The 23,853-nt window shown below is 46.5% G+C and carries 19 protein-coding genes; 9 read left to right on the top strand and 10 right to left on the bottom strand.

Annotated elements, in window-relative coordinates; translation table 11 throughout:
- Positions 1–21 precede the first annotated feature (21 nt).
- From AC1DFM_RS22515 to AC1DFM_RS22485, 7 genes are all read left to right on the top strand, one after another.
- Positions 22–3,231 (top strand): hypothetical protein, encoded by a 3,210-nt coding sequence (locus AC1DFM_RS22515; RefSeq protein ID WP_477079013.1) that lies wholly within the window; start codon positions 22–24, stop codon positions 3,229–3,231.
- A 164-nt stretch (positions 3,232–3,395) separates the two neighbouring features.
- On the top strand, positions 3,396–3,986 hold the full coding sequence (locus AC1DFM_RS22510) for a TetR/AcrR family transcriptional regulator (protein WP_477079012.1): 591 nt from the start codon (positions 3,396–3,398) through the stop codon (positions 3,984–3,986).
- Between the two features lie 3 nt (positions 3,987–3,989).
- Positions 3,990–4,334, top strand: a complete 345-nt coding sequence (locus AC1DFM_RS22505) for a GIY-YIG nuclease family protein (RefSeq protein ID WP_477079011.1) — start codon at positions 3,990–3,992, stop codon at positions 4,332–4,334.
- A 145-nt stretch (positions 4,335–4,479) separates the two neighbouring features.
- Complete coding sequence (locus tag AC1DFM_RS22500) at positions 4,480–6,852, top strand: ABC transporter permease (RefSeq protein WP_477079010.1); 2,373 nt, start codon at positions 4,480–4,482, stop codon at positions 6,850–6,852.
- Positions 6,853–7,210: 358 nt separating this feature from the next.
- Positions 7,211–7,768 (top strand): TetR/AcrR family transcriptional regulator, encoded by a 558-nt coding sequence (locus tag AC1DFM_RS22495; protein ID WP_477079009.1) that lies wholly within the window; start codon positions 7,211–7,213, stop codon positions 7,766–7,768.
- Between the two features lie 6 nt (positions 7,769–7,774).
- Positions 7,775–9,016, top strand: coding sequence for a beta-ketoacyl-ACP synthase II (gene fabF, locus AC1DFM_RS22490; protein ID WP_477079008.1), 1,242 nt, complete (start codon positions 7,775–7,777; stop codon positions 9,014–9,016).
- Positions 9,017–9,199: 183 nt separating this feature from the next.
- Positions 9,200–10,177, top strand: a complete 978-nt coding sequence (locus AC1DFM_RS22485) for a DUF6268 family outer membrane beta-barrel protein (protein ID WP_477079007.1) — start codon at positions 9,200–9,202, stop codon at positions 10,175–10,177.
- Between the two features lie 63 nt (positions 10,178–10,240).
- On the opposite strand, the gene AC1DFM_RS22480 is transcribed toward AC1DFM_RS22485, so the two are convergent.
- Positions 10,241–13,519, bottom strand: coding sequence for a S41 family peptidase (locus tag AC1DFM_RS22480; RefSeq protein WP_477079006.1), 3,279 nt, complete (start codon positions 13,517–13,519; stop codon positions 10,241–10,243).
- Between the two features lie 291 nt (positions 13,520–13,810).
- Here AC1DFM_RS22480 and AC1DFM_RS22475 point away from each other — a divergent pair, with 291 nt between their 5' ends.
- Both AC1DFM_RS22475 and AC1DFM_RS22470 read left to right on the top strand, forming a co-directional pair.
- Positions 13,811–14,272 carry a cold-shock protein gene (locus AC1DFM_RS22475; RefSeq protein WP_477079005.1) on the top strand — a complete coding sequence of 154 codons (462 nt, stop codon included), beginning with the start codon at positions 13,811–13,813 and terminating at the stop codon, positions 14,270–14,272.
- 118 nt (positions 14,273–14,390) lie between these two features.
- Positions 14,391–15,488 carry a metallophosphoesterase family protein gene (locus AC1DFM_RS22470; RefSeq protein ID WP_477079004.1) on the top strand — a complete coding sequence of 366 codons (1,098 nt, stop codon included), beginning with the start codon at positions 14,391–14,393 and terminating at the stop codon, positions 15,486–15,488.
- Here AC1DFM_RS22470 and AC1DFM_RS22465 read toward each other — a convergent pair.
- The 9 genes from AC1DFM_RS22465 to AC1DFM_RS22425 form a co-directional block, all read right to left on the bottom strand.
- Positions 15,476–16,504, bottom strand: a complete 1,029-nt coding sequence (locus AC1DFM_RS22465; RefSeq protein ID WP_477079003.1) for a sterol desaturase family protein — start codon at positions 16,502–16,504, stop codon at positions 15,476–15,478. The genes AC1DFM_RS22470 and AC1DFM_RS22465 overlap by 13 nt on opposite strands.
- 227 nt (positions 16,505–16,731) lie before the next feature.
- Positions 16,732–17,505 carry a class I SAM-dependent methyltransferase gene (locus tag AC1DFM_RS22460; protein ID WP_477079002.1) on the bottom strand — a complete coding sequence of 258 codons (774 nt, stop codon included), beginning with the start codon at positions 17,503–17,505 and terminating at the stop codon, positions 16,732–16,734.
- Between the two features lie 66 nt (positions 17,506–17,571).
- The gene (locus tag AC1DFM_RS22455) at positions 17,572–19,338 is read right to left on the bottom strand and encodes a hypothetical protein (protein ID WP_477079001.1); all 1,767 of its coding nucleotides are present in this window, start codon (positions 19,336–19,338) and stop codon (positions 17,572–17,574) included.
- Entirely contained in the window at positions 19,280–20,278 is a 999-nt protein-coding gene (locus AC1DFM_RS22450) for a FecR family protein (protein WP_477079000.1), read from the bottom strand. The genes AC1DFM_RS22455 and AC1DFM_RS22450 overlap by 59 nt, the downstream gene beginning before the upstream one ends.
- 25 nt (positions 20,279–20,303) lie before the next feature.
- Entirely contained in the window at positions 20,304–20,831 is a 528-nt protein-coding gene (locus AC1DFM_RS22445; protein ID WP_477078999.1) for an RNA polymerase sigma-70 factor, read from the bottom strand.
- A gap of 51 nt (positions 20,832–20,882) precedes the next feature.
- On the bottom strand, positions 20,883–21,203 hold the full coding sequence (locus tag AC1DFM_RS22440; RefSeq protein WP_477078998.1) for a sigma factor: 321 nt from the start codon (positions 21,201–21,203) through the stop codon (positions 20,883–20,885).
- Between the two features lie 77 nt (positions 21,204–21,280).
- The gene (locus AC1DFM_RS22435; protein ID WP_477078997.1) at positions 21,281–22,537 is read right to left on the bottom strand and encodes an alpha/beta fold hydrolase; all 1,257 of its coding nucleotides are present in this window, start codon (positions 22,535–22,537) and stop codon (positions 21,281–21,283) included.
- A gap of 4 nt (positions 22,538–22,541) precedes the next feature.
- Positions 22,542–23,417 carry an SdpI family protein gene (locus AC1DFM_RS22430; RefSeq protein WP_477078996.1) on the bottom strand — a complete coding sequence of 292 codons (876 nt, stop codon included), beginning with the start codon at positions 23,415–23,417 and terminating at the stop codon, positions 22,542–22,544.
- Positions 23,404–23,706, bottom strand: coding sequence for an autorepressor SdpR family transcription factor (locus AC1DFM_RS22425; RefSeq protein WP_477078995.1), 303 nt, complete (start codon positions 23,704–23,706; stop codon positions 23,404–23,406). The genes AC1DFM_RS22430 and AC1DFM_RS22425 overlap by 14 nt, the downstream gene beginning before the upstream one ends.
- Positions 23,707–23,853 lie beyond the last annotated feature (147 nt).

The raw sequence follows: 23,853 nt of genomic DNA, 5'->3' as shown, positions 1-23,853 counted from the left end.
TCGCATAGAAAGGCTATTTACATGAAGCGGGGAAAAAAAATTATCAGGCTGTTAGGGATCATTGCAGCTATATTTTTATTATTAATCACTGTAGCAGGCGGTATTTTGTACAGCCAGCAGGAACGACTTACCCAGATGGCGGTGAAAGAGCTGAACAAGCAATTTGCCGGCGAGCTGGTGATTACCAGCAGCAGTATTTCGCCTTTCAGCAACTTCCCCTATATTTCTATTGCCTTACATGACGTTCGTTTTTTTGCAGATAAAAAAATGAAGGCTCCTCCCCTCTACCAGGTAGAGCGTTTATACGTTGGCTTTAGTTTGCCGGATGTTTTACAGCAACATTACAATGCCCGCATCATTGTGCTGGCCAACGGAAAGGTGCATATGGCCCGGTATGCCAATGGCGACGTAGACCTGATCAAAGCACATGAATTTAAAAGCAGCGGCGGCCCGGCTACTGCAGATTCTTCAGAGACGCTGAATCTGGATCTGAAAAAAATTATCCTGAAGAACCTTGATATCACTTATCTGGATGAGATTTCCGGCTGGAAGGTTTCCTCACATATTGATAAAATAAAAACAGCTTTCTCTATGGATTCGGCGCGTATCGCCATTAACCTGGATAGCAAGCTGCTGATAGATGTGACCAGCAAAACAGATAGTTCCTTGTTCCGCCATAAGCAGCTGGTGTTTCAGCTCAGTGCGGTGTACGACAAACAAAAACAAATCCTCACCCTTCCTCCCGGCAGTATCCGGCTCGAGGCGGCGTCACTGCAGCTGGAAGGTAGCGTCAGCAAGCGTTATGTAGATCTGAAAGTAAAAGGCGATAAGCCCGACATGAACCTCCTACTGGCACTGGTGCCCAAAGATGTGGCGGAGATGCTGAGTAAATACAAACACGACGGCCGCATTTTCTTTGACGGAATTATCCAGGGCCCTATCGGCAAAGGTATCATGCCGTTGATGACGTTTAACTTTGGTTGCGAGAATGTATGGTTCCAGAATAAGAAAGTAGACCGGAAGGTAGACTCCATGGGCTTTAGAGGATACTACACCAATGGCACGGCGCACAACCTGCAAACCTCTGAGCTGCATATCCTGAACTTCAATGCCAAACCAGGCACCGGCGTGTTCAGGGGAAATTTTGTGATGAAAAACTTCACAGACCCACATATCATCATGCAGCTGTATTCTGAATTGAATCTGCGGTTTGTAGGAGAATTTTTAGGCATCAAAGATCTGGAGCAAATCAGTGGAGAGATCAAGCTGAATATGAATTTCCGGGAGCTGGTAGATATGCGTATCCCGGAAGAAAGCCTGGCAAAGCTGAAAGAAGGGGTACAAAGTGAACTGACAGTTAAAAACCTGGAGTTCCGTATTCCCGGCTATCACCTGCCTGTGCGGAATATGAACGTACATGCACAGGTACAGCAAGGCCGGTTACAACTGGACTCCATCGCTTTTCGTATAGGCAGTTCCGATATACTGGCACAGGGATCGGTGAGTGATGTACCCGCATTATTTCACCAGCAAAACAAACCGGTAGCGGTTACTTTCAGTGCGTCCAGCAAGCGTTTGCAGCTGGGGGAATTGTATAAATTTGATTCCAGCTATAAAATATTATCGAAAGAAGTGATTACCGGGTTTAATATTGGCCTTGCGCTGGAAACCTCGGTAAAAGAACTTTTGCATCCCAATCCTTTGCCACGCGGCACTTTCAAAGTAGAGAAATTAAATGCCGGGTTTGAACAGTATCCACATGCGCTGCATAATTTTAATGCGGCGGTGATGATTAATGACACCAGCTTACGGGTAACTGATTTCAGCGGTAACATCGACAGCAGCGGGTTTGCCTTTAAGGGGCGATTGAATAATTACCAGCTCTGGTTTGATAAAATCAAGAAAGGCAATACCACTATCGCGTTCGATTTTAAATCGGACCGGCTGGCCGTTAATGACCTGATCAGTCAGCGGGGACGCAAATTTATTCCGCAGGGCTACTGGTATGAGCAGGCCAATAATGTGTGGCTGCGTTCCAAGATGACGCTTAAATACGATACCGTATTCAAAAAGGTTGATGCGCACATCGCCAATATTTCCGGCAGGTTGCGGGAACATCCTATTAATGTAGAAAACATCACCGGCCGGATACGGTATGGTAACAACAAATTCATTGTGATTGATACGCTTACCGGAAAGATAGGTCGCACCGACTTTGACCTGAGCATGCGATATGCCACAGGGCCGGGCCGGAACAAGATAAAGCGCAGTAATTACTTCCGCTTCAAATCCAATCTCCTGGATGTTGATGAGCTGATGAACTACGACTTCAGCGAGCATCCCGTAGCCACTACGGCACCGGCTAAACGTACAACGGTGAAAGAGAATGATTCCTTACATGCAGCGGGTTTCAACATATTCAACATTCCTTTTTCTGCTTTTGAAGTACAGGTGGATGTAAAGAAGATAAAGTATAAAAAATTGTGGATGAAGAATGTACTGGCCAATGTACATATGCGGGAAGACCAAAAAATAAAAGTAGATACACTGGCCATGAATATTGCCGGCGGACATGTGGCCATGCGCGGCATGCTGAACGCCACTGATCCTAAGAAGCTCTACTTCAAAAATGGCATCTATGTAGAAAATCTGGATCTCTCCAAACTGCTCATTAAGTTCGATAATTTCGGCCAGGACTTTATATTGAACAACAACCTGAAAGGTATCCTGAACGGGCATATCAAAAGTTACGTGCGACTACATCCGGATCTGACGCCGGTGTTAAGTGAAACGGAATCGCAAATGGATATTACTATTCACAATGGCACTTTGCTGGACTTTGGTCCTATGCAGGCCATGGCAGGGTATTTCAAAGACAAGAACCTGCGCATGGTGCGGTTTGATACCTTGCGTAATAAGCTGACACTTAAAAATGGGGTGTTAGACATTCCTAATATGAATATCAATTCTTCATTGGGTTATATAGAAGTTTCCGGTAGCCAGTCGCTGGATATGCATATGAACTACTTCCTCCGCATCCCTATGAAGATGGTTACACAGGTGGGCTTCCAGGCTTTATTTGGCAGGAAGCAGGAAGAGGTGAACATCGACCAGGTGGATGCGATTGAGGTCCGGGATAAGGATAAAAAGGTTCGTTTCATGAGTCTGAATATTTCCGGAACGCCGGATAAATATAAGATTGCGCTGAAAAAGGCCAGGCGTACCACTTAAGAGCAGAAAGCATAAAGCAGAAAGCAAAAAGCCATTGAAGCGAAATGATATAAGCGGATTTATAACTTAAATACTCGCTCTAATCACCCGCTTCAATGGCTTTTTGCTTTCTGCTTTATGCTTTTTGCTATTTTTTGAACAGTGTTCAATATATTTGCACTATTATGAACAAAAAGGAAATACAGGAGCAACGGGTCAGGGGATATTTCATTGACGCTACCAAAGAGATCCTGAAAAGTGAGGGATTGAAAAGCGTGAGTGTGCGTAACATCGCGGACCGGGCAGGTTATTCATTTGCCACGCTGTATAATTATTTCAAAGATGTGAAAGACCTGGTATTCCTTTGTGTGAAGGACTTCCGGGCCGAGTGCAGCGAGTATGTAATCACCCGTACCGCCAGTATAACGCCCGGCAACAAGCGGCTAAAAGCCACGATACTGGCTTATATGGAATACTTTATTCAATACCCCGGCATCTTTGAATTATTCTTCGTGGAAAAATTATCTGACATGGACCGGAAAGGTGCTACCACAGCGTTGGTAACCTCTTTACTACCGGAGCTTTGTGAGGCAGACTGGGCGTATTGTATTGATAAACGCATGCTCACCGCGCGGGAAGCTGCTTTAAAACAGGCGACGTTGTTATACAGCATTACAGGACTATTAACGTTATACCTGAACCGACGCCACCCGGAAAGCTATACCGCCTTTTTGAAACAGGCCGGCCAATTAATAGACGGTCAATTAAAAAATTAAACGATGACATCAAGAAAAGAACTGAAGCAGGCATATCGCGAAATGAATTTCCGGAAAGGCGTATTTCAGTTGCGTAACAAACGTAATGACAAAGTATTTATTGGTACCAGCATGGACCTGGACCGGGCGTGGAATTCACTGCGGGTGCAGTTGCAAACCGGCAATCACTTTAATGAGCGCCTGCAGCGTGATTGGAAGGAACAGGGCCCGGATGATTTTGTGTATGAAATAGTGGAAGTGCTGAAAGAAAGCGATGATCCCACCGTGGATATAAAGCAGGAAATTAAAACACTGGAAAAGTTGGTAATGATGGAACTGGCACCTTATGGGGAGAAAGGCTATCATTGATTTCTCCAACTGTCCGATATCGGACACGAAGCCGTTAAAAGCGGACGATTTCTGTTAACTAATACTTTCATTATCAACAAGTAACAACATGGCATTTTATTAGCGCCTTCCCGAAACACATTCCTATGATAAAGGCGTGAAAACTATGATGTTTAGAAATTACATTAAGGTTACCCTCAGGAATTTATGGAAAAATAAAACCTACAGCTTCCTCAATATTTTTGGGCTGGCGATTGGGTTGACTTGCGCGGCAGTTATTTTTCTATGGGTGGAGGACGAACTGACGTTTGATAATATACATCTGAAGAAAGACCACCTTTACCAGGTGCTGGAAAACTGGGAATACGAAGGCATCCGCACCTTTTCCTCTACCCCTGCTCCTTTGGCGCCGGCCATGAAGGCGGACATACCCGGTATCCAGCAAAGCTGTCGTAGCACAGAAGAGCTAGCCAGTGCGTTGTTCACCATTGGTAATAATAACCTGTACGCCAATGGTCTGTACGCCGATTCCAGTTTGTTCAATATGTTTACCTTTTCCTTCATTGAAGGGAATGCCGCCACGCCTTTTTCTCAACTTTATTCTATTGTACTCACAGAAAAAACTGCCCGGAATTTCTTTGGCAGCACCCAAAATGTGGTGGGCAAAACCGTGCTGGTGGATCATAAACAACCTTATGTAGTAACAGGCGTTGTAAAAGATTTACCGGAAAATTCGAGTATCAGGTTTGATTGGGTGGCGCCGTTTGAAATATACTTCCGTAACAATGCCTATTTAAAAAACTGGGGGGCTAATTCTGTCAGCACTTTCGTAGAGCTGGCGCCCAACGCCAACCTGACGGCTATCAATCGTCAGTTGCATGGTTATATCAAACAGCATGATCCCAATTCCATTACGCATCCGTTCCTCTTTACGATGAACGACTGGCGCTTACGGGGGCGCTTTGAGCATGGCCAGCAAAGTGGTGGCCGTATTGAATATGTACACCTGTTTTCTCTGATTGCGTGGATCATTCTTTTTATTGCCTGCATTAACTTCATGAATCTTTCTACTGCCCGCAGTGAAAAGCGCGCCAGGGAAGTGGGTATCCGGAAAGTAATGGGAGCAGGAAAAGGCAAGCTGGTGGTGCAATTTATCGGTGAAGCGTTATTGATGTCGTTGCTCGCGGCTGGCATTGCGGTGCTGTTGTTATCGCTTGTATTACCCGTATTTAATACTTTGGTAGATAAACACCTTGTGGTGGGCCTTACCAATCCGGTTCATATCACGTGGCTACTGTTGATTACGCTGGTTTGTGGCGTAGTAGCAGGCAGCTACCCTTCTCTGTATCTGTCTTCCTTCAACCCCGTTTTTGTACTGAAAGGCGTTAAAATGAAGACGGGTAGCGCCCCCTTTATCCGCAAGGGATTGGTGATTGCGCAATTTAGTATATCTATTACCCTGATTATTTGTACCGTCATCATCTATCAGCAGATACAACATGTGAAGAACAGGAACCTGGGCTTCAACAAAGACAACCTTATTTCGCTGGACGTGAAGGGGAATATGGTGCAAAATTTCCCCGCCATTAAAGATGCGTTACTGGCCACGGGGCTGGTACAAGACGCCGCACTGGCAGACCATGATGCGATCTACAGTGGTAACAATACCAATGGCATCAGCTGGGAAGGGAAACCGGAAGGCGATAAAGTACTGATCTCCCAACGACTGACAGGTCCTGAATACATTCATACCATCGGAATGAAAATTGTTTCCGGCAGTGATTTTAAGCCCGTAGCCGCCGCGAATGGAAACGACGTACTCATTACCCAATCGCTGGAAAAAATCATGGGAAATGGCAGCGCTGTTGGCAAAACATTATTAACCCCCGATGCTGATTCCGTTATACATTCCAGAATTGTAGGGGTGGTGAAAGATTATGTTTACGGCAACATGTATGGCAGTCCTGATCCGGTAGTTTTTTACTGCATTCCGCAAGCCGCTACCCTGCTGTTTGTACGTATGAATGCCAATGCGGATAAAGAAGCTGGTATTGCGCGGATTGGTGAGGTAATGAAGCGTTACAATCCTGCATATCCATTTACGTATAGTTTTGTGGATGACCAGTTCAATGCCATGTTTGAAAATGAAACATTAATGCAACAGCTATCCCGTTTATTTGCTTCCCTGGCTATTATTATCAGTTGCCTTGGATTATTTGGGCTGGCCGCTTATACCGCAGAGCAGCGTACCAAAGAAATTGGTATCCGCAAAGTATTAGGCGCCAGCGTAAGTGGTATCACGAGGTTACTCTCTGCCGACTTCCTGAAACTGGTAGGGATTGCGGCCCTCCTCGCCTTTCCCGTTGCCTGGTATACGATGTCGAACTGGCTGGAGAAATATCCTTACCGGATATCCATTCATTACTGGGTATTTATTCTGGCGGGCCTGGCGGCTATGATCATTGCCCTGCTCACCATCAGCTTTCAGTCTGTCAAAGCAGCGCTGATGAACCCGGTGAAGAGCCTCAAGGCGGAGTAAGCTGAAAGCAAAAGCTATTGAAACCATTGACTAAAACGAGTTTTCCATTTAACCTATATACAATCATCATCTCATAAAAGGATTCCATTGTACCAAATATGGTAGTAGTACAAAAAAGCACACAAATGAAAGAATCGTATTTCTCCTTCCGCCAATATAGTTGATTTTCACATTCTTGTTATTCGTTGCCGTTACTTACAACTCTTTAGGTCCTTGCCCCAACTATCCTTCAAAACCCTATTTTATTATCTCCCACTGCCATCGGCAGCTAACATTTGCTTACTTACTACTAAGTAAGTATATTTGTGTTCTAAACAACAGCAGGCTGTTTTTTGCCTGGTGCTTTAAGCGATCAAACATGTCCGGAACAAAAGACAAGATTGTATCCATGGCGGACCGCCTGGTGAGAACAAAAGGCTTCAATGCCTTTAGTTATAAGGACATTGCAGCCCCACTGGATATTAAGAATGCGGCGGTACACTATCATTTTCCCGCGAAGTGTGACCTGGGGGTGGAAGTAATTGAACAGGAGATAGAAAAATTCAGGGAGCAAACGGGAAAATGGAAACAGTTACCTGAAAATGAGCAGTTAGCGAAGTTGGTAGATGTTTTCCGGCGGCACAACAGCCAGGGGAATATCTGCCTGATGGGGTCTCTGGCCACCGACTTTGAAACTTTTACTCCGCCTATGCAAACGAAAGTACAGGAAATGGCCGAAGGCATTGTTACCTGGCTGACGGACTGCCTGGAGCAGGGTCGTAAAAATAAATGTATTCACTTCAAAGGGGCTGCCCATGCCAGGGCGTTGCTCATTATGTCCAATTTACAGTCTTCCCTCCTCTTATCGCGGGTAATGGGCCCAACGGCTTTCCGCAGCATTGCGGACCAGCTGATGGAAGACCTGTGTCAAAAATAACATACTATGAAAAGAGTTGTCATTACAGGAATGGGAACCGTATCTCCGATCGGGAACAATGTCGCCGATTTCTGGAATAGCCTGATCAATGGGAAAAGCGGCGCTGCCACTATTACCCATTTTGATGCCAGTCGCTTCCGGACGCGCTTTGCCAACGAGTTGAAAAACTTTGATGCCAGCGCATTACTGGACAAAGCGGAGCTACGCAAAACCGATCCTTTCACACAATATGCGCTGGTAGCGGCAGACCAGGCCATTAAAGATGCGGGACTTGATTTTTCCCGCATGGACCCGTTTGATACGGGCGTTATCTGGGGTTCCGGCCAGGGAGGTATGCAAACCTTCGAAGAGCAGGTGACCGAGTACGTGTCCGGCGATTTCAATCCCCGCTTCAGTCCTTACTTTGTACCCAAGCTCATCACCAATATGGCGTCTGGCATGATCTCTATTAAGTATGGACTAATGGGTATCAACTATACCACAGTATCGGCCTGCGCTACGTCTAACACCGCCATTATGGATGCATTAACGTATATCCGTATCGGTAAGGCGAAGGTGATTGTGACCGGTGGCTCGGAAGCGCCTATCACGCCTGCTTCCGTAGGTGGTTTCTGCGCGATGAAAGCCATGTCTGTCCGCAATGATGATCCGGCCCGGGGTTCCCGCCCTTTTGATACCGACCGGGATGGCTTTGTGATGGGAGAAGGCGCGGGCGCGCTCATCCTGGAAGAATATGAACATGCCAAAGCCAGAGGGGCACATATTTATGCAGAAGTAGCCGGCGCCGCTATGACGGCTGATGCTTATCATATGACTGCCACTCATCCGGAAGGACTGGGCGCTTTCCGCGCCATGCAGCAGGCACTGGAAGATGCAGGACTGAATAAAGAAGCCGTAGACTATTTAAATGCACACGCTACTTCCACGCCAGTGGGCGACCTGAGTGAAATAGCTGCCATCGGAAAATTATTCGGCGATGCGCCGGCGCACCTGCACATCAGTGCCACCAAATCTATGACCGGCCATCTGCTGGGAGCAGCGGGCGCCATAGAAGCCATTGCCAGCGTGAAAAGTATTGAACAGGGCATCATCCCTCCTACTATCAACACACAACACCTGGACCCGGCCATTCCCGCAGGCTTACAAATTGTATTAACTACCGCGATAGAAAAAAAAGTAGCAGTAGCCATGAGTAATACTTTTGGATTTGGGGGACATAATGGCATTGTTGTCTTCCGGAAAATATAAAAGTAATTATCAGCAAAACAGATAAAGGGGCGCGGAATATCCGGCGCCCCTTTGTATTATATATAGGCCCGTTCGGATTCCCATCTTTCGAAAAATAATTTTTTATCTCCGCGTAGGGGTAACAGGTAAGCATGCTGTCGTACTCTAAAGCAATAAAAATTCATTTTTAGAAAGTACATTATTATGAGCCGCAAGCCAACACACCTACAATCCTCGAATCAAAAGAAAGGTTACACCTGTTTATTATTCGCTTTACTCGCATTTACGCCAGCACAGCGCCTATGGGCACAGTTGGGCGCTACTTCACTCAATGCCCCCGGCATGGCAGTGAGTGTAGATTATCTGCCTTCTTCCCGCTACGTAAGGCCGGAAGACAGTGTGAAAACACATTCCACTACATCGCAGGTGCGGTATAATTTCGGTGCAATGTTTATGCTGAGCAGCCGCGTAGATACCATTACCGGTAAGGTAAGAAACTGGACCCTGGGGGCTTCTGCCAGTTACACCAAATTGTCCAACAGCAATTATGATCAAAAAATATTCCCGGAAGAATTACTTGGTACGCAACTGGCACTGCAACATTTCCGTAGTATCAACAAGAAATGGGGAATGGTAGGAATGGTGTCTGTTGGGCTTTTCACCGATATGGAAGAAATAGATCAGCACGATATTTTTGTCAACGGCGGTCTATTATTTGTGAAACAAAAAAATCGCCATTTCTCGTATGGCATAGGCGCCATGTTTACCAATACCTTTGGTACTCCCATGCTGGTACCCGCTTTCCTCGTGAGATGGCAATCCGATAATAAATACCGGCTGGATCTCAATTTCCCGGAGAAACTAAGTGTAAGTACCCGGTTGAATAAACGTACTGATTTGGCGTTGGCCTTCCGCATGCAGGGTGCGGCTTACGATGTAAAAAGAATGAACGACAAAAAACGCCTCATGGGACATTCGGAAATGAGTGTAGCGCTGGAGAATACCTGGCACCTGACGAAGCATATTGATTTCGTGGCATCAGGTGGTAGTATTTTGTTGAATGCCACCAGTTTTTCAGAGAAGACTTTGTCGGAGATGTTCAAGGACAGACCTAGTGGGCGCCTGGCTACCAACTACTTTTTCAGTGGTGGTCTGAGATRGAATTTCCAGCCCAAACGTTAGTAAACATTGCTTCCATAAATATAAGGGATGATAGTCGTTTTGTTGACTATCATCCCTCTTCATTTATCTTACTTCGTAAGGAGGTGGTGCAGGCGTTTTATATGGTTTTGTCTGCAACAGATTTTTGATTTCGATGATGGCTCTTTCAATTTGCGGATCTATTCCTTTGGCCATGTCGCCCAGGTTTTCGCCTACTGCGATGTCGGGGTCTACGCCGTGTCCTTCGCGGAACCAGGTGCTGTTGCTCTCGTACATGCGGAACGACGGAACGGTGATCATGCCACCATCAATCAGTGCGGGCGTATTGCCGATGCCTATGAGGCCGCCCCAGGTGCGGGTGCCAATAATAGGGCCCAATCCGGCTTTACGGAAGTAGTCGGGGAAGGCATCTCCGCCGGAACCACTCCATCCGTTGACGAGCATTACTTTAGGGCCGAAGTGAGCGAATGAAGGCCATGCAGAGGGTTTACCATCGCGAACCGCCCAGTAAGCCAGCGGCTTACGGTTCAGCATTTCAATGAAGCGATCGGGTACCTGGCCGCCATTATTGAAACGTTCATCAATCACCAATGCCGCTTTATCCCATTGTGCGTTAAACTGTCGGATCAGTTCATTTTGTCCGTCGAAGCCCGTGCTGGGTACAAAGATGTATCCTACCTGGTTGTTGGTGGCATCCGCAATGCGTTTGCGGTTGCTCTCTATCCAGGCCAGGTGGCGCAGGCGGTATTCACTACCCAACGTTTTCACGATGGCCGTTTTAGCACCGCTGAAAGATGGCTGGCTATTGTAGGTCAGCTCTATTACTTTGCCAGCCAGCGATTGAAAGCCGCTGAAAGGTTCCTGGGCTGTGGTCAGCGGTACGCCATTTACTGCCAGGATATAATCCCCTTCCTTGATGGTCAGACCGGGTTCGTCCAGCGGATTGCGGACTTCCGCATTCCAGGGAGCACCGCGGATAATTCTTTTAATTTTATAATAGTTGCCATCCGCCTGCCAATCTACTCCGAGGTAGCCTACATTTCCGGACTTTGCATTTTCTACGTCGCCGCCGAAATTATAGGCGTGGGATGAATTCATTTCTCCCAGCAATTCATTGATCACAAAACTTACTTCTTCGCGGGTGCGGGCGCCATCCAGCAGGTGGAGGTATTTATCTTTAATGGCATTCCAGTCTAGCCCATGCATATGCGGATCATAGAAAAAGTCTCTTTCCATGCGCCAGGTATCCATAAACAGCTGCTTCCACTCTTCTTTGGGATTCACGGTCATTTCCATTTCTTCCACGCGCATGGCGGTATCTATTTTCTGATTTTCAGCCGGCTCAATGATCCCATAGGGGCCGCTGTTGATCAGTATTTTGCTGCCATCAGCGGAGATATCGTAGTTGCCGGGATTTTTAATAACCGTTTTTACCTGTTTGGTCGCAATATCATAGTACTGCAAAGTAGCGTCGCCAACGCCTTCTTCCTCCTCAGGCGGGGCGCTGCTAACGAACAGAATTTTTCCTTTGGTGGCGCCAAGGTGGGAGTAAATACCACCGGGAATGGGCAATAGTTCCATCCGGGCCTCCATGTTATCCAGGTCGATAGCCGTACTTTTTGTTTCCGGCGCCGGCGTTTCTTTTTTATCTTTTGATGCTTTCTCTTTTTTGCCTTTTTCCTTCGCCTGAGGGGTGGCTTCTTTTTTCTCCTCTTTCACGGCTACTGCGTCGTTGCGGGTGGCCAGCAGGGAAGGCGTGGATTTTTCAAGTCCTATTACGCCCAACAGACCGGCATTGGCGTAGATGAAAGTATTATCAATGCCGCTGAAGGTAGGCTTAAAAGATTGATTGGTGAGTACATAGAGGTACTTGCCTTCTTCGTCAAATATGGGTCGGGCGCACTCATAGAATCCACTGGTGACCTGGTGGCGCTGATTGTTTTTGGTATCAAATAAAAACACGGCTTCGTGGAGATTGTCGAGGTCACGGCTATACGCAATCCAGCGGCTATCGGGGCTCCAGCTCAAGCGGAAGCCTTCCAGCGCCTCGGGGGAATAGCGGAGGGCCTGATCAATGGCGGTGGTTTTACCGGTGTTGACATCGAGCACCCATATTTTCATGGACTGGTCAATAAAAGCCAGTTGCCTGCTATCGGGCGACCAGTAGGGATGGTAGCGGTATCCGGCGCCGTAGTGGGTAATTTGCCGGGCTTCGTTTTCTTTGCCGGCGGGGGCCAGCCACAGTTCATATTCCCCGGATTGATCACTCCACCAGGCGATATGCTTTCCATTGGGCGACCAGGCGGGATAGCGTTCCGCAGCGCCACTGGTGCGGGTCAGGTCTTTCACATAGCCGTTGATAGCGGGTACAGAAAATACATCGCCTCGGGCGCTGATGAGGGCTCTTTGTCCGTCGGGGCTGATGGTGGCCGACTGGATATATTTTACAGCGCCTATCACATGTGGCTTCAGTGTCGCCATATCGGTGTTCACCGTGATCTTTACTTCGGTGGACTGCTGATTGGCGAGCGACATCAGGTATAATTTGCCATTGGCTTCATACACGATGTCTTCGGGGCCTAAGGATGGGAAGTGTACATCATAATCTTTGTAAGCAGTGATTTGTTCATATGCTTTGGTGTTGGTATCGTACCGCCAGAGGTTCATGCGTTTTTCGGCGCCACGGTCTGAGAGGAAGTAGATGTAGTTGTTGTACCACATCGGGAACTCGTCTCCTCCCTCGCTTTTCGCGGAAATGTTTTCATCTGTTTGTTTGGCGAAGTCGAACACGTGAATATCCGCTTTCATACCGCCGCGGTAGCGTTTCCAGTTACGGAAAGCCTGGGAGTGCGTGATGACGGCCATCTTGCTGCCATCGGGCGARTAGGAGCCGAATTCGGCGTAGGCCAATGGCAATTTGGTAGCGGCGCCTCCTTTATCGGAGATGGTATAAAACTGGTTGAAGCGTTCTTTGGTACTTTCCCTGCCGGAGGCAAAGAGCACCTGTTTGCCGTCGCGGGTCCAGCCTACTACGCGATCGGAACCACCGTACTGCGTGAGTCGCAGTGGTACTCCGCCGGTTACGGGTAATACGTATACGTCGGTGTTGCCGTCGTAGTTACCACTAAAGGCCAGCTGGCTGCCATCGGGCGAAAACCGCGGAAAGCTTTCCACGCCTGGGGGAGAAATGAGTTTAATGGCGGCACCTCCGGTTTTGGGAACGACCCAGATATCGTTTGCATAAGTGAATGCAATTTGGTTCCGGGATACATCAGGATAGCGAAACAGGCCAGCATCAACCTGTGCCATCCCCTGTTTGCCGAGCATAGCGGCCAACAGGATCAGGGCATGTGTTTTCATCATAAGCATTTTAGATGTTTGAACAGGCTTTTTTGCCTGGTCTGATTTTGTTGATAATCTCAAAAAGCAATCAGCTAATCTAAGGTAAATATGATATAAGATAATGTTAATGTGTGTGGGTGGTAGCAGCTCGTATAGAAATATAATCCAGGCACCGTTTAACGCGGAAATCCTCCTCCATGAAGGGATAGCGGGTTTCGCTGCTGGTAGGTAGCAGATGGTCAAAAGGATAATTCCGGGATACTAACTAAAAAAAACCGATCTTTGTGTTCCAACAAAACTTATCATCAAAATATGGCCAGATCCCAGGAAACGTTTGGTAAAAAAGAGCAGCAAAAGAAAAAGGCACAACAACGCCAGGAGAAGGCAGATAGAAAGGAAGAACGCAAAGCAAACAGCGGAAAAGGAAAAAGTCTGGAAGACATGATGGCGTACATCGACGAAAACGGTAACATTACCGATACGCCGCCGGACCCAAGCAGAAGAAAGGAAATCAATCTGGAAGACATTCAACTGGGTGCTACCCGCATTGAACCGACTAAACCGGAAGACCTGATCCGCAGAGGTGTCGTGAAATTTTTTAATGAATCCAAAGGATATGGATTTATTATTGATCAGCAAACACAGGATAGTGTGTTCGTTCACATTAACCAGTTGACAGAGCCGATCAAAGAAAGAGATAAGGTGACGTTTGAAGTAGAGCGTGGACAGAAAGGTCCAAGCGCGGTTAACGTAAAAAAAGAAGTAAAAGCTTAATTGCCTGCACCTGCAGGTGTAACTTTTAAATAAATGACAATTGAGCGGTTATCTATAGCCGCTCATTTTTGTGCGTGGTAAAGAGGAGCTGCCATTGCCTTATTTAAACTATCCGTACGTGCCAAATCCACTGAAACGCATCCTGCAACGCCCTATTATCTGGCTCTCTAACCAGTTTTCTTCCCAACCCAGCCGGCCACAGGTATTTGCCTCGCTATCGCGGCTGCAGGAAGATATACTGCAGGGTAAACGTCATTCCGGCGTGGTGATTCCCTTCAACTATGAGCAAGATCGTTTCATCATTTTCTCCGACCAGCATAAAGGCGGCAAAGATGGCGCAGATGATTTCATGGCTGCGGAACAAAATTATAACCACGCACTCCGCTATTACTACGGTCAGGGCTATACGTTTATAAATCTGGGTGATTGCGAAGAATTATGGGAATGTGCGCCAGCAAAAGTGATGGCTGCCAATCATGCTACACTGCAGGAAGAGGCCCGTTTTCAGCAGCAGAGGCGCTATTTAAGGGTATTTTGCAACCATGATCTGCAATGGCATTATAAAGTACCCCGGCTCCAGTTTCTAAAGCCTGTATTTGGAAAGAAGTTAAAAGTATACGAGGGCATTATACTGCAAACGCAATACGAGCAGGAGGAGTTTAACGTGTTCCTGACACACGGCCACCAGGGCGACCTGCGCAGTGATGGTAACGCATTCAGCAAATGGTTTGTAGCGGCAGTGTGGACACCTCTACAACGTATCTTCGAGATACATGCCGATACTCTGTCCGATTCTTTTGAGCTGGCGGACCGGCATAACATCATGATGTATGAGTGGAGTATGCAATATGCGCGTACTTTGCTGATTTCAGGACACACCCATAAACCTGTATTTGCTTCACTGGATCACATAGATCGCCTCACGAAACAACTGGAAAAAGCGCGCAGCAAAGGAGATGAGGCGGAGGTATCCATCTTACAAAAAGCCATAGCAAACAAACAGGCCGCCTATGCAGGCAAACAGTTTGTAAAAACCATGGCGCATCCCTCCTACTTCAATACTGGCTGCTGTTGCTTCAGCGATGGTGATATTACCGGCATTGAAATAGCCGAAGGATTTATCCGCCTGATTAAATGGCAGAAGGGCGACACCGGCCCAATACGCGTGGTACTGGAAGAGTCGCCCCTTTATTATCTGTTTGATCAGATGACCTGATCAGCCGCTTGTTTAAGATAAGCATCCTGATGGCTGGCCTGTTCCAGGTATTCACGTTTCACTACTTTCGCGGTTTTATGATCACCCGTATGGCTCCATCCCGGCGGCATGACGATGTACAGGAATTTATTTACGATACCCGGCGCTTTGTATACATCTTTACATAAGCAATACAGCTCCCCAAAGTATACGTCGAGGAAGTTATTGTAGTTGATGTCTCTCGAAATACCATACTCTATTTCCATGTCTTTCTTTTCGTTCTGGAATGTACCAAATACTTTATCCCAGATATTGAGCAGGTTACAGAAGTTAGTATCCATGTACAATGGGTTCTTCGCGTGATGTACACGGTGATGCGAAGGTGTCAGGATAATCTTGTTCAAAAACCCGAGGCGACCGTCTTTGATCATGTTCTCACCCACATGGATAAACGACCCCCAGGTACCATCAACAAACATAATCAGGAAAAGCAATGGCGGATTTACTCCCATCAAAATACAGATGCTGGTGCGAATCACATCTGCATACGGCGCTTCCAGGAAGAAATGCGCGTAGGTAACAGAAAGATTCATGCTTTCCGGCGCATGGTGAGTGGAATGCAAACACCAGAACAGGCGTACCTTATGGCCGAAATAGTGATAGATAAAATGTGAAAACTCCCACACGATATAGCCGTAAATAAACCAATACCATTTCATGGAAGTTTGGAGCAATGCATATTTTTCCAGTACGCCGATGCAGAATGCCACCGCGGCAATAGAGATAAACCGGGAGACAAAGCGGTTAGCTACAAAGATGAAGAAAGGCATTTTATAGTCTTCAATCTTAAAGCGTTTATAGAAGATAGCCCGGAAAATTTCCAGTAGTAACAGGAAAGGTATTAAGGGAGAAATGACCGAGAAGATACCGTCGAACGTGAGTAAGACACTGTAGTTACCGGTTTTGCATATTTCTATCAATTGAGAAATACCGAAAAAAGAGATGATTTCGTGGAATAAAGTCTGAAAGATGGCCATAACGCTGCTATTTAATAGATGGAACCCGTAAAAACATACTTTGTATGAACAATACAACCGATTGTCCGTACAAATTACAATACTTAGGCGAATTTTCAAAGCACCCGTCGTCATAAATAGCAAACACATGGGTATAGAGTATCTGTCCTGGCAGGGATATCCATAAACAAACGTGCCGTATTGTAAAGACAATACGGCTCATTTATAAGCAAGAATAGCTACAAGTGCTATTTGACCGCTGTTACAAAATAATCGAGACAGTCATCTCGCAGGGAATGCTGATAGAAATCATCATGTACAATGCCGGCGGTGACGTCTTCCATTTTTTTGAGCAAAAGGAATCGATTCAGATTGTTGAGTAATGAGTATGGTATCCGTAAGAGAAAAGCGGGGAGCCGGTATTGCAGGCGAAAAATATCTAACCGGGTAATTTTGTTAACGCTGGCTTTATTTTCTTCGTAGTAGGTCATGACGGTTTGGTTGCCATAGATACCTTCTACTGTTGCTTTAGGGAAATGAGCATTTGCCAGCGCATACATTTCCCTTGGTAAATATTCTCTGATATGAAAAGGATTTCTGCTGAGCGACATTACCCGGTTGGGGGTGGTTAAAAACAGGCGTCCACCTGGTTTCAGCACCCGTCTGATTTCATGCAGTAATGCGCTGTCGTCTTGAATATGTTCAATTACCTGGAAGCAGATCACGGTATCATAACTATTGTCTGCGATGCCTGTCAGTGTTGGCAGGTTGCAGGTTTGAAAAGCGGCGTTGGCAGGTAATTTACTAACGGGTTTCTTTTTATCTACTGCCAGATAATGCGCAACATGCGGCGCCAGCATTTCCATTCCATAGCCTTCTCCACAGCCTAGTTCCAGTACCTGCTTATTTTGCAGATGTTCCAGAGGTATAGCCCTGTAGGCAAATACATGCCGTTGAAAAACGTAATTATTAATGTAAGAAGAATTGTTCGCTCTTTCTGCCGTCTTTAATAATGCGATCATCGTAATGCCATCTTAATGTTAAAAAGAAATTGTGCACTACTACTACACGCAACTAATTAAAAACCCTTACTCCCTTTTATTAAAATTTATGTTATAAAATATACCGACCTGGATACCGATCCAGGCTTTGTTATTACGCTCACCACTAAACGAATTCGTGAGGGTATAAGGGGCATGAACAATATTCAGTTCCTTGTAAGCCATTTGTGCTTGCTGCACGGTTTTACCCGGCACAGAATATTGCAGTCGCTGGCTATTCCATACCAGGCCAAATTGTAAGCGGAAATGATCCCCCAACTGTTTTTCTCCCAGCAGGGAGACTTTCGTTAAGCGGGATTCCACAGTACCGGGTATGATCATGCCATTGGAATCGATATTGAATTGCTGGCTCTGTTTACCGGTAGTAGCCTGGAGATGCAACCGCCAATCCTCCGATACACGTGCAGACACGCCTGCCCCTAGCCTGAGGTGTGCCAGCCTGAAGTTGGTGCTACCTTGTACAATGCCGTACACGAACGGGAATCCCATTTGAATAGTCGGATTCAGGTAGTACGCTTCATCAGCAGAAACCCCCGTATTCAGTAAGAAAGAAAATGGTCCTTGTGCTGGTTTACCACCTGTTCCTTGTCTGGCAGGCCTTTGATAAGGGTTGTTAAAAATACTTTTCCAGGTAGACTTCACCCAGGAAGGATGATCCGACCCGGAAGAATGTTTGGTAGGTTTACTCGCAACTGCTGGTTGTGTGGTATTTGTATTCGCCGCTGTTTGTTGTGCTGTGTTGTTTTTTTGAGGTTGGGTATTTGTATTGGGAGATGTTTGCGCAGTGGTAGTTTCGTTCTGCTTCACATTGATGTTCGTGGCTCCCGGCTTTGCAGTCGTTTGATTTATTTTATMCGGCTGTTGTTTGTTACTGGAATCTCTTAAGGCAATGGTGAAAGGGTTATGATGGCTGGAATCTGTTCCGCCGCGTCCCCAGCTCAATTGTATAGAAGGCTGAAATTCCCAGCAGGGAAAGGCTATCCGGGGAATGTACCTGCTGGTACCGGCGCCCAAAAGCGACCCGTTCTGCATCACCTGATGGTACTGCACCAATCTTACTGAATCAATGATATTTCTGGCGTGGTATTGAATAGCAAAAACGGAATCCGTTTTATTGGCAGCATGATACTGCTTCACAAAAACGGAATCCGTTTGTAACAACGCGTTGGATTGCTTTACCAGTACGCTATCTGTTTTACGGAGTGAATCAGGATGTTGTCGGACCAGGTACATGGTATCCTTTGAAGGAGCGACGGGTACGTCAACAATACGAATCACTGATAGTGGCTCCAGGTCTTGCAACACCCGTGTGGGCGGTGATTTGGCGGAAGACAATTTATGATCTGTCAGTTTCTCCGCCGGGCGTTTCTCCGGTGGTGATTTCGCCGGCGCTGTTTTTTTTACCGGGACCGGATGCGGCGTATGCGGAGGATTATCAATGAAAATGATATGTCCACCTAAAACGGTATAATAAATACCTGCATCATTTTGAATGGTGGTGAGGAGTTCTCCCACGGGCATCACTTTCCTGCTTAAATGGATCAGGCGTGAAGGGGGAAATTTGCTGGTGTTCAGGGAAAACCGTGCGCCTGTTTGGCGGCCAACAATACTCAGCAGAGAATCGAAGCGTATCGCTGTTGCGGGTACGGCGATTTTTTGCTTTAAGTTGATCCGGTTTTGTTGTGCGCTACAGAGGGAAATAGTTATGACAGAAATAAAGAACGCTGCTACGTACTTAATTGCATCCGCTACCACTGAGATATACGGTATCTTTCCCGATACTATATTGGACATTCAATGTAATTGATATAACCTCTAAAATAAATAATAAGGATTTATTGTCGAAAGAGCTGCTCATGAAACAGCTTTCCAATTTTTTATTTTTAAACACGATCCGGACCCCGTATGCGAGTTCCAGTTGGGTGGCAATTTCTTTCAGACTTGCATTGGTAAAGTTGAAAGATTGCTTCATGGTGGTACTATCGGTACCGGATACACTGAATCCGCGTGTATTATTATGATACATACCTGTTTCCCCGGCTTTCAGGACAATGCTGCTATCGCCACGGTACATGCTCACAGCGCCAGATTTCACTGCCACTACTATCCCGGCGGTATCGGTTGCCACCAGGAAGGTGGTACCCAGTACTTTCACAGCGATATCACCCACGCTCACAATAAACGGTTTTTTGGGATCAGTTGTTACATCAAACGTTGCACTACCTTTTAGGTATACATGCCTGGTAGCCCCCTCAAAGTTGCTGACATAGCTGATAGAAGCGCCACTGTTGAGGGTTGCCACCGATCTATCCGGCAGTGTATCCTGTAATACCCTCGTATGTGCTTCCCGTATCACTAAAGGACTAACTACGGTAGCCGGAGATGTTGGACGCAGTAACCAATAAAGGCTGGCAGCGCCGATCAATACTATTACGGCGGCGGCTATACGCCAGCGGAACGTTTTAAGATGCACCACTTTGGCAGGGATGCTGTCTTTGGGCGGCGTCCATTCCTTCTTAATATCAGTCAATAAAGTTGACTGATCAGGCAATCGCCAGGTATCTCCTGTAGCGGTTTGTTCCCATACTGCGAGTGCCTGTTCAAATAAGGTACGGTTTTCAGCGGATGCGCGTACCCAGTCATCCACTGCAATCGCTTCTTCCGGGGAGGCTTCTCCGGAAAAGTATTTTGCCAGTAATTCGTCGTCTACATGTGTTGGACCGGGATTGTTCATTCTTTAAAAATTGTAACTTATTTTTTTACAACAGCAGTAATACAACAAGGCTAATCATAATATCAAACAGCTTTGCCCGTAGGATTTTCAGTGCTTTTCCCATCTGTGCCTCTACTGTTTTCACGGATAGCCCCATTTCTGCTGCAATGTCTGCATATTTCTTTCCTTCAAAGCGGCTTTTTGTAAATATCAGTTGGCATTGAGGCGAAAGTGCAGCAATGTKGTTCATAATCTGTTGGCTAATTTCTTTGCTCACTAACACATTTGCTCCTTCGTGCTGCATTACATTATTCTCGTGTACGTATCGCGCTTTAATTTTCTCATGCCTTTTAATATTCAGGCAATAGTTATACACCGCAGTATACAAGTAAGATTTGAGTGATTGCTCTTCGTCAATGGTCTCTTTTTTTTCCCATAACTTCAAAAATACCGCCTGCACGGCATCTTTGGCGTTATCGTTATCTTTTAGTATGGTAAAGGCATAACGGTGTAGTCCTTCATAATGATCATGAAAGCTTTGTTCAATTAATAAAACCTGTCTATCCTTATCCAATGCCCTTGTTACTATTATACGCTAGTAATACACCTAAAGAGAGGTAAACCCTTATGCCTGTATAAAAATATTTTTATTTCCCCAATTATATACCCCGATGGTTCCACCGGCCAGGTATTGAGTTTTGATTTTCTTTTGTATTTTAACATTCAGGCAGTGGTCGTATACTTCTGTATACAGGTGCGACTTTATAGATTGTTCGCCGTCAATGGCATCCCATTTTTCCCATAGCTTCAGCAGCGCGCTTTGCACGGCCTCTTTGGCCGCTTCATTATCTTTCAGGATGGTAAAGGCGTAATGATGCAATCCTTCGTAATGCACTAAAAAGTTTTGTTGTATCCATAGAAACTGTCGGTCGTGATGTTTCTCCATATCTATTATTCTTTTTGCTATTATATGCTACTAAGACTCCTGAACAGCCCTCTCCCCCTATTGGAGAAAGAAATTAATTACTGTCGGATAAAGTTTACCAATGCCGGCACTAGTTCGGGGGATAAAGGTAAGGGAGTCTTTTTATCCGGAGAAATTGCCGTGCTGTTTTTCAGGGCGTGTGTCATTCCTTCGATGAGTACCAGTTGGGTAGCGGGTTTACAGTCCTGCAGCATGGTCACCTGGGCGGGAGTTACCTGTACATCTGCTGCGCCGCCTACCACTAATACTGGTAGTTGTGTCAATGCTAACATAGCGCAGGGATCAAAACGAACCACATTTTTCCAGTAGGCAAAGGTGCTTTTATTAAAGAACATATTCAGATCGGCAGGTACGCGATCGGGCGTTTTATTTTCCCGCAGGCCGTCGAGGATACTAATGGATTGTTGATATAAGGAGTCTGCCAGCCGGGGTTTCAGTTGCTCCAGCAGTACTTTGTCGATAGTTTCCCCTGGGGTAGACACTGCGATCAGGCATTTCAATGATTGGCGGTCGGCCAGCGCCAGACCAATGACTCCGCCTTCGCTATGCCCGATCACGGATATGCTGGCAAACCGGCCACTTCTCTCCAAATGATCTGCGCAGGCCGCGGCATCAGCCACAAAATCGTCCAGTGTGAGGGAGGTCAGTGGTTTGTTGGAAGCGGTACTTTGTCCAGTGCCCCGTTTATCATACCGCAGCGACGCGATGCCATGCGCGGCCAGGCCGGCGGCCAGCTGCTGATAGGAAAACCCTTCTGGGGTAGGGAGGAATGGGCTGTTGCCGTTGCGATCCGTTGGGCCGGAACCGGCAATGATGAGTACTACCGGCGCATGCGGCTGTCCTTCCGGAAGTGTCAGTGTCCCATACAGGATAGTGCCATCGGTGGTATGGATGGTATCTGGTATTTCATTGGTATCCATCATTACCTGTTTGGGCCGGGAGCCGGTAATAAAGAAGCCTACCAGGCGGTTGGCACTATCGAGGGCCAGCCGGAATATGAGGGTGGTGCGTTCAAAATTATTTTCGGCGGTGACGATGAAGTGGTTGCCTTCGCGTACTACTTTCTGTGAGGTGAGGGCTTCCCACTTCCCACTGGTTTGTTCAATTTGTTTCCATAAACCGCTCAGCATATCTGCCGTTAATTTCTCCTTCATGACGGGAGCCATGTATTGCATGGCGCCCGTCCAGTTGCTGCGCCCCAGCTGCTCAAAAAAGCTGCTGACTACCTGTTGCTGTTGCGCACGAGCGGAATGCAGGCAGCCCAGCAACAGGATGAAAAAAAGGAATCGTTTCATATGATCAGGGTTGATGAGTAAGTTTACGGTAACGGATATACGAATATACGATTGGTACCAGTGAGGCGATGACCACTAAAGTAAACAAAACGATATGCTCTTGTTCCCGGTTGGTGAAGAAGGTGGCGATAAAACCTGTCACGCCCAATACAAACATCAATACGCCACCCAGTCGGTGCGTTTCCCGCCATACCGTCTCATTTTTCAGGGTCCAGGGCGTGCGGATGCCAAAAAAATGATTAGGTCGTACACTGTAGCATAGGTTACCACTGATGGCGAAAAAAAGTAGTATTACCTGTATTATCATCCTGTTGGTATTGATGTGGCCTGCCAGCAGCATACAAAGCGGCCCTATAGAGGTAACCACATGCGTGCTCACCCAAATAATGTTGTAAGAAGTCCGGCCCAGTGGCTTGGGATCGCTGCGTTTATACATCACATCATACATCCGGTAGATAAATACATTCAGCAACACCAACATCCCCATACCTCCGATATAGGCCCCTGTGGTGGCGGTAGCACCGTTTAATTTACCGGCACTTATCAGCATCTGGTAAACAGTGGTAGCGCTTATCAGGAGAACAACTCCCGCCTTTAGCCAATAAAAAAGCGGCTTTAACCAGGACTGCGATTGCTGATTGCGATAGGGTAATAAAGACAGAGAGATGATTCCGTAAACAATGAAGCTGATAATCACGGTGATAGTAACATCACTGGCGGGCGCCGTCCGCCTGTCTACCACCCATTCCCCATTGGCGCCAATGGTATAATGAGTAGGGATGAGTGCTGGCAACAATGGTTTTAACCAGTAATAAACAAGGACCGGGCATAACATAATGCCGATTAAAGGGATTTCTTTCCACCATTTACTTGCTTTCATATTTAGGCTGTGATTTATAGGTAAGGGGTAGTTTCTCGGCGGTAAACTGCAACATCCATTTCAACAGTTCATCCATCACGGTAGTATTCAGGGAATAAAAGATGAACTGCCCTTTTTTCACGCTGGTGAGTAGTTCCGCCTGTTTGAGCAGATCAAGATGATGCGATATAGTAGGCTTCGAAAAGGAAAAATGCGTAGCGATCTGACCCGCTGTGAGGTCTTCTTTTTTGAGCAGCTCCAGGATATCTCGCCGGGTTTTATCATTGAGCGCCTTAAATACATGGTTCATGTGATATATATTTAGACAACTATCTAAATACTAAATTAGGAGAAAGTGGTTGATCTGCAAAAATAAAAATGGACATGAGTAGTATAAAAAAATCCGCAGCGCTCCCTGACGGGATAACGCTGCGGAAGGCGGAAGGATAGGTATAGG

The organism is Chitinophaga sp. 05T412 (assembly GCF_056396465.1).
This window is presented reverse-complemented; position numbering and strand designations above follow the sequence as displayed.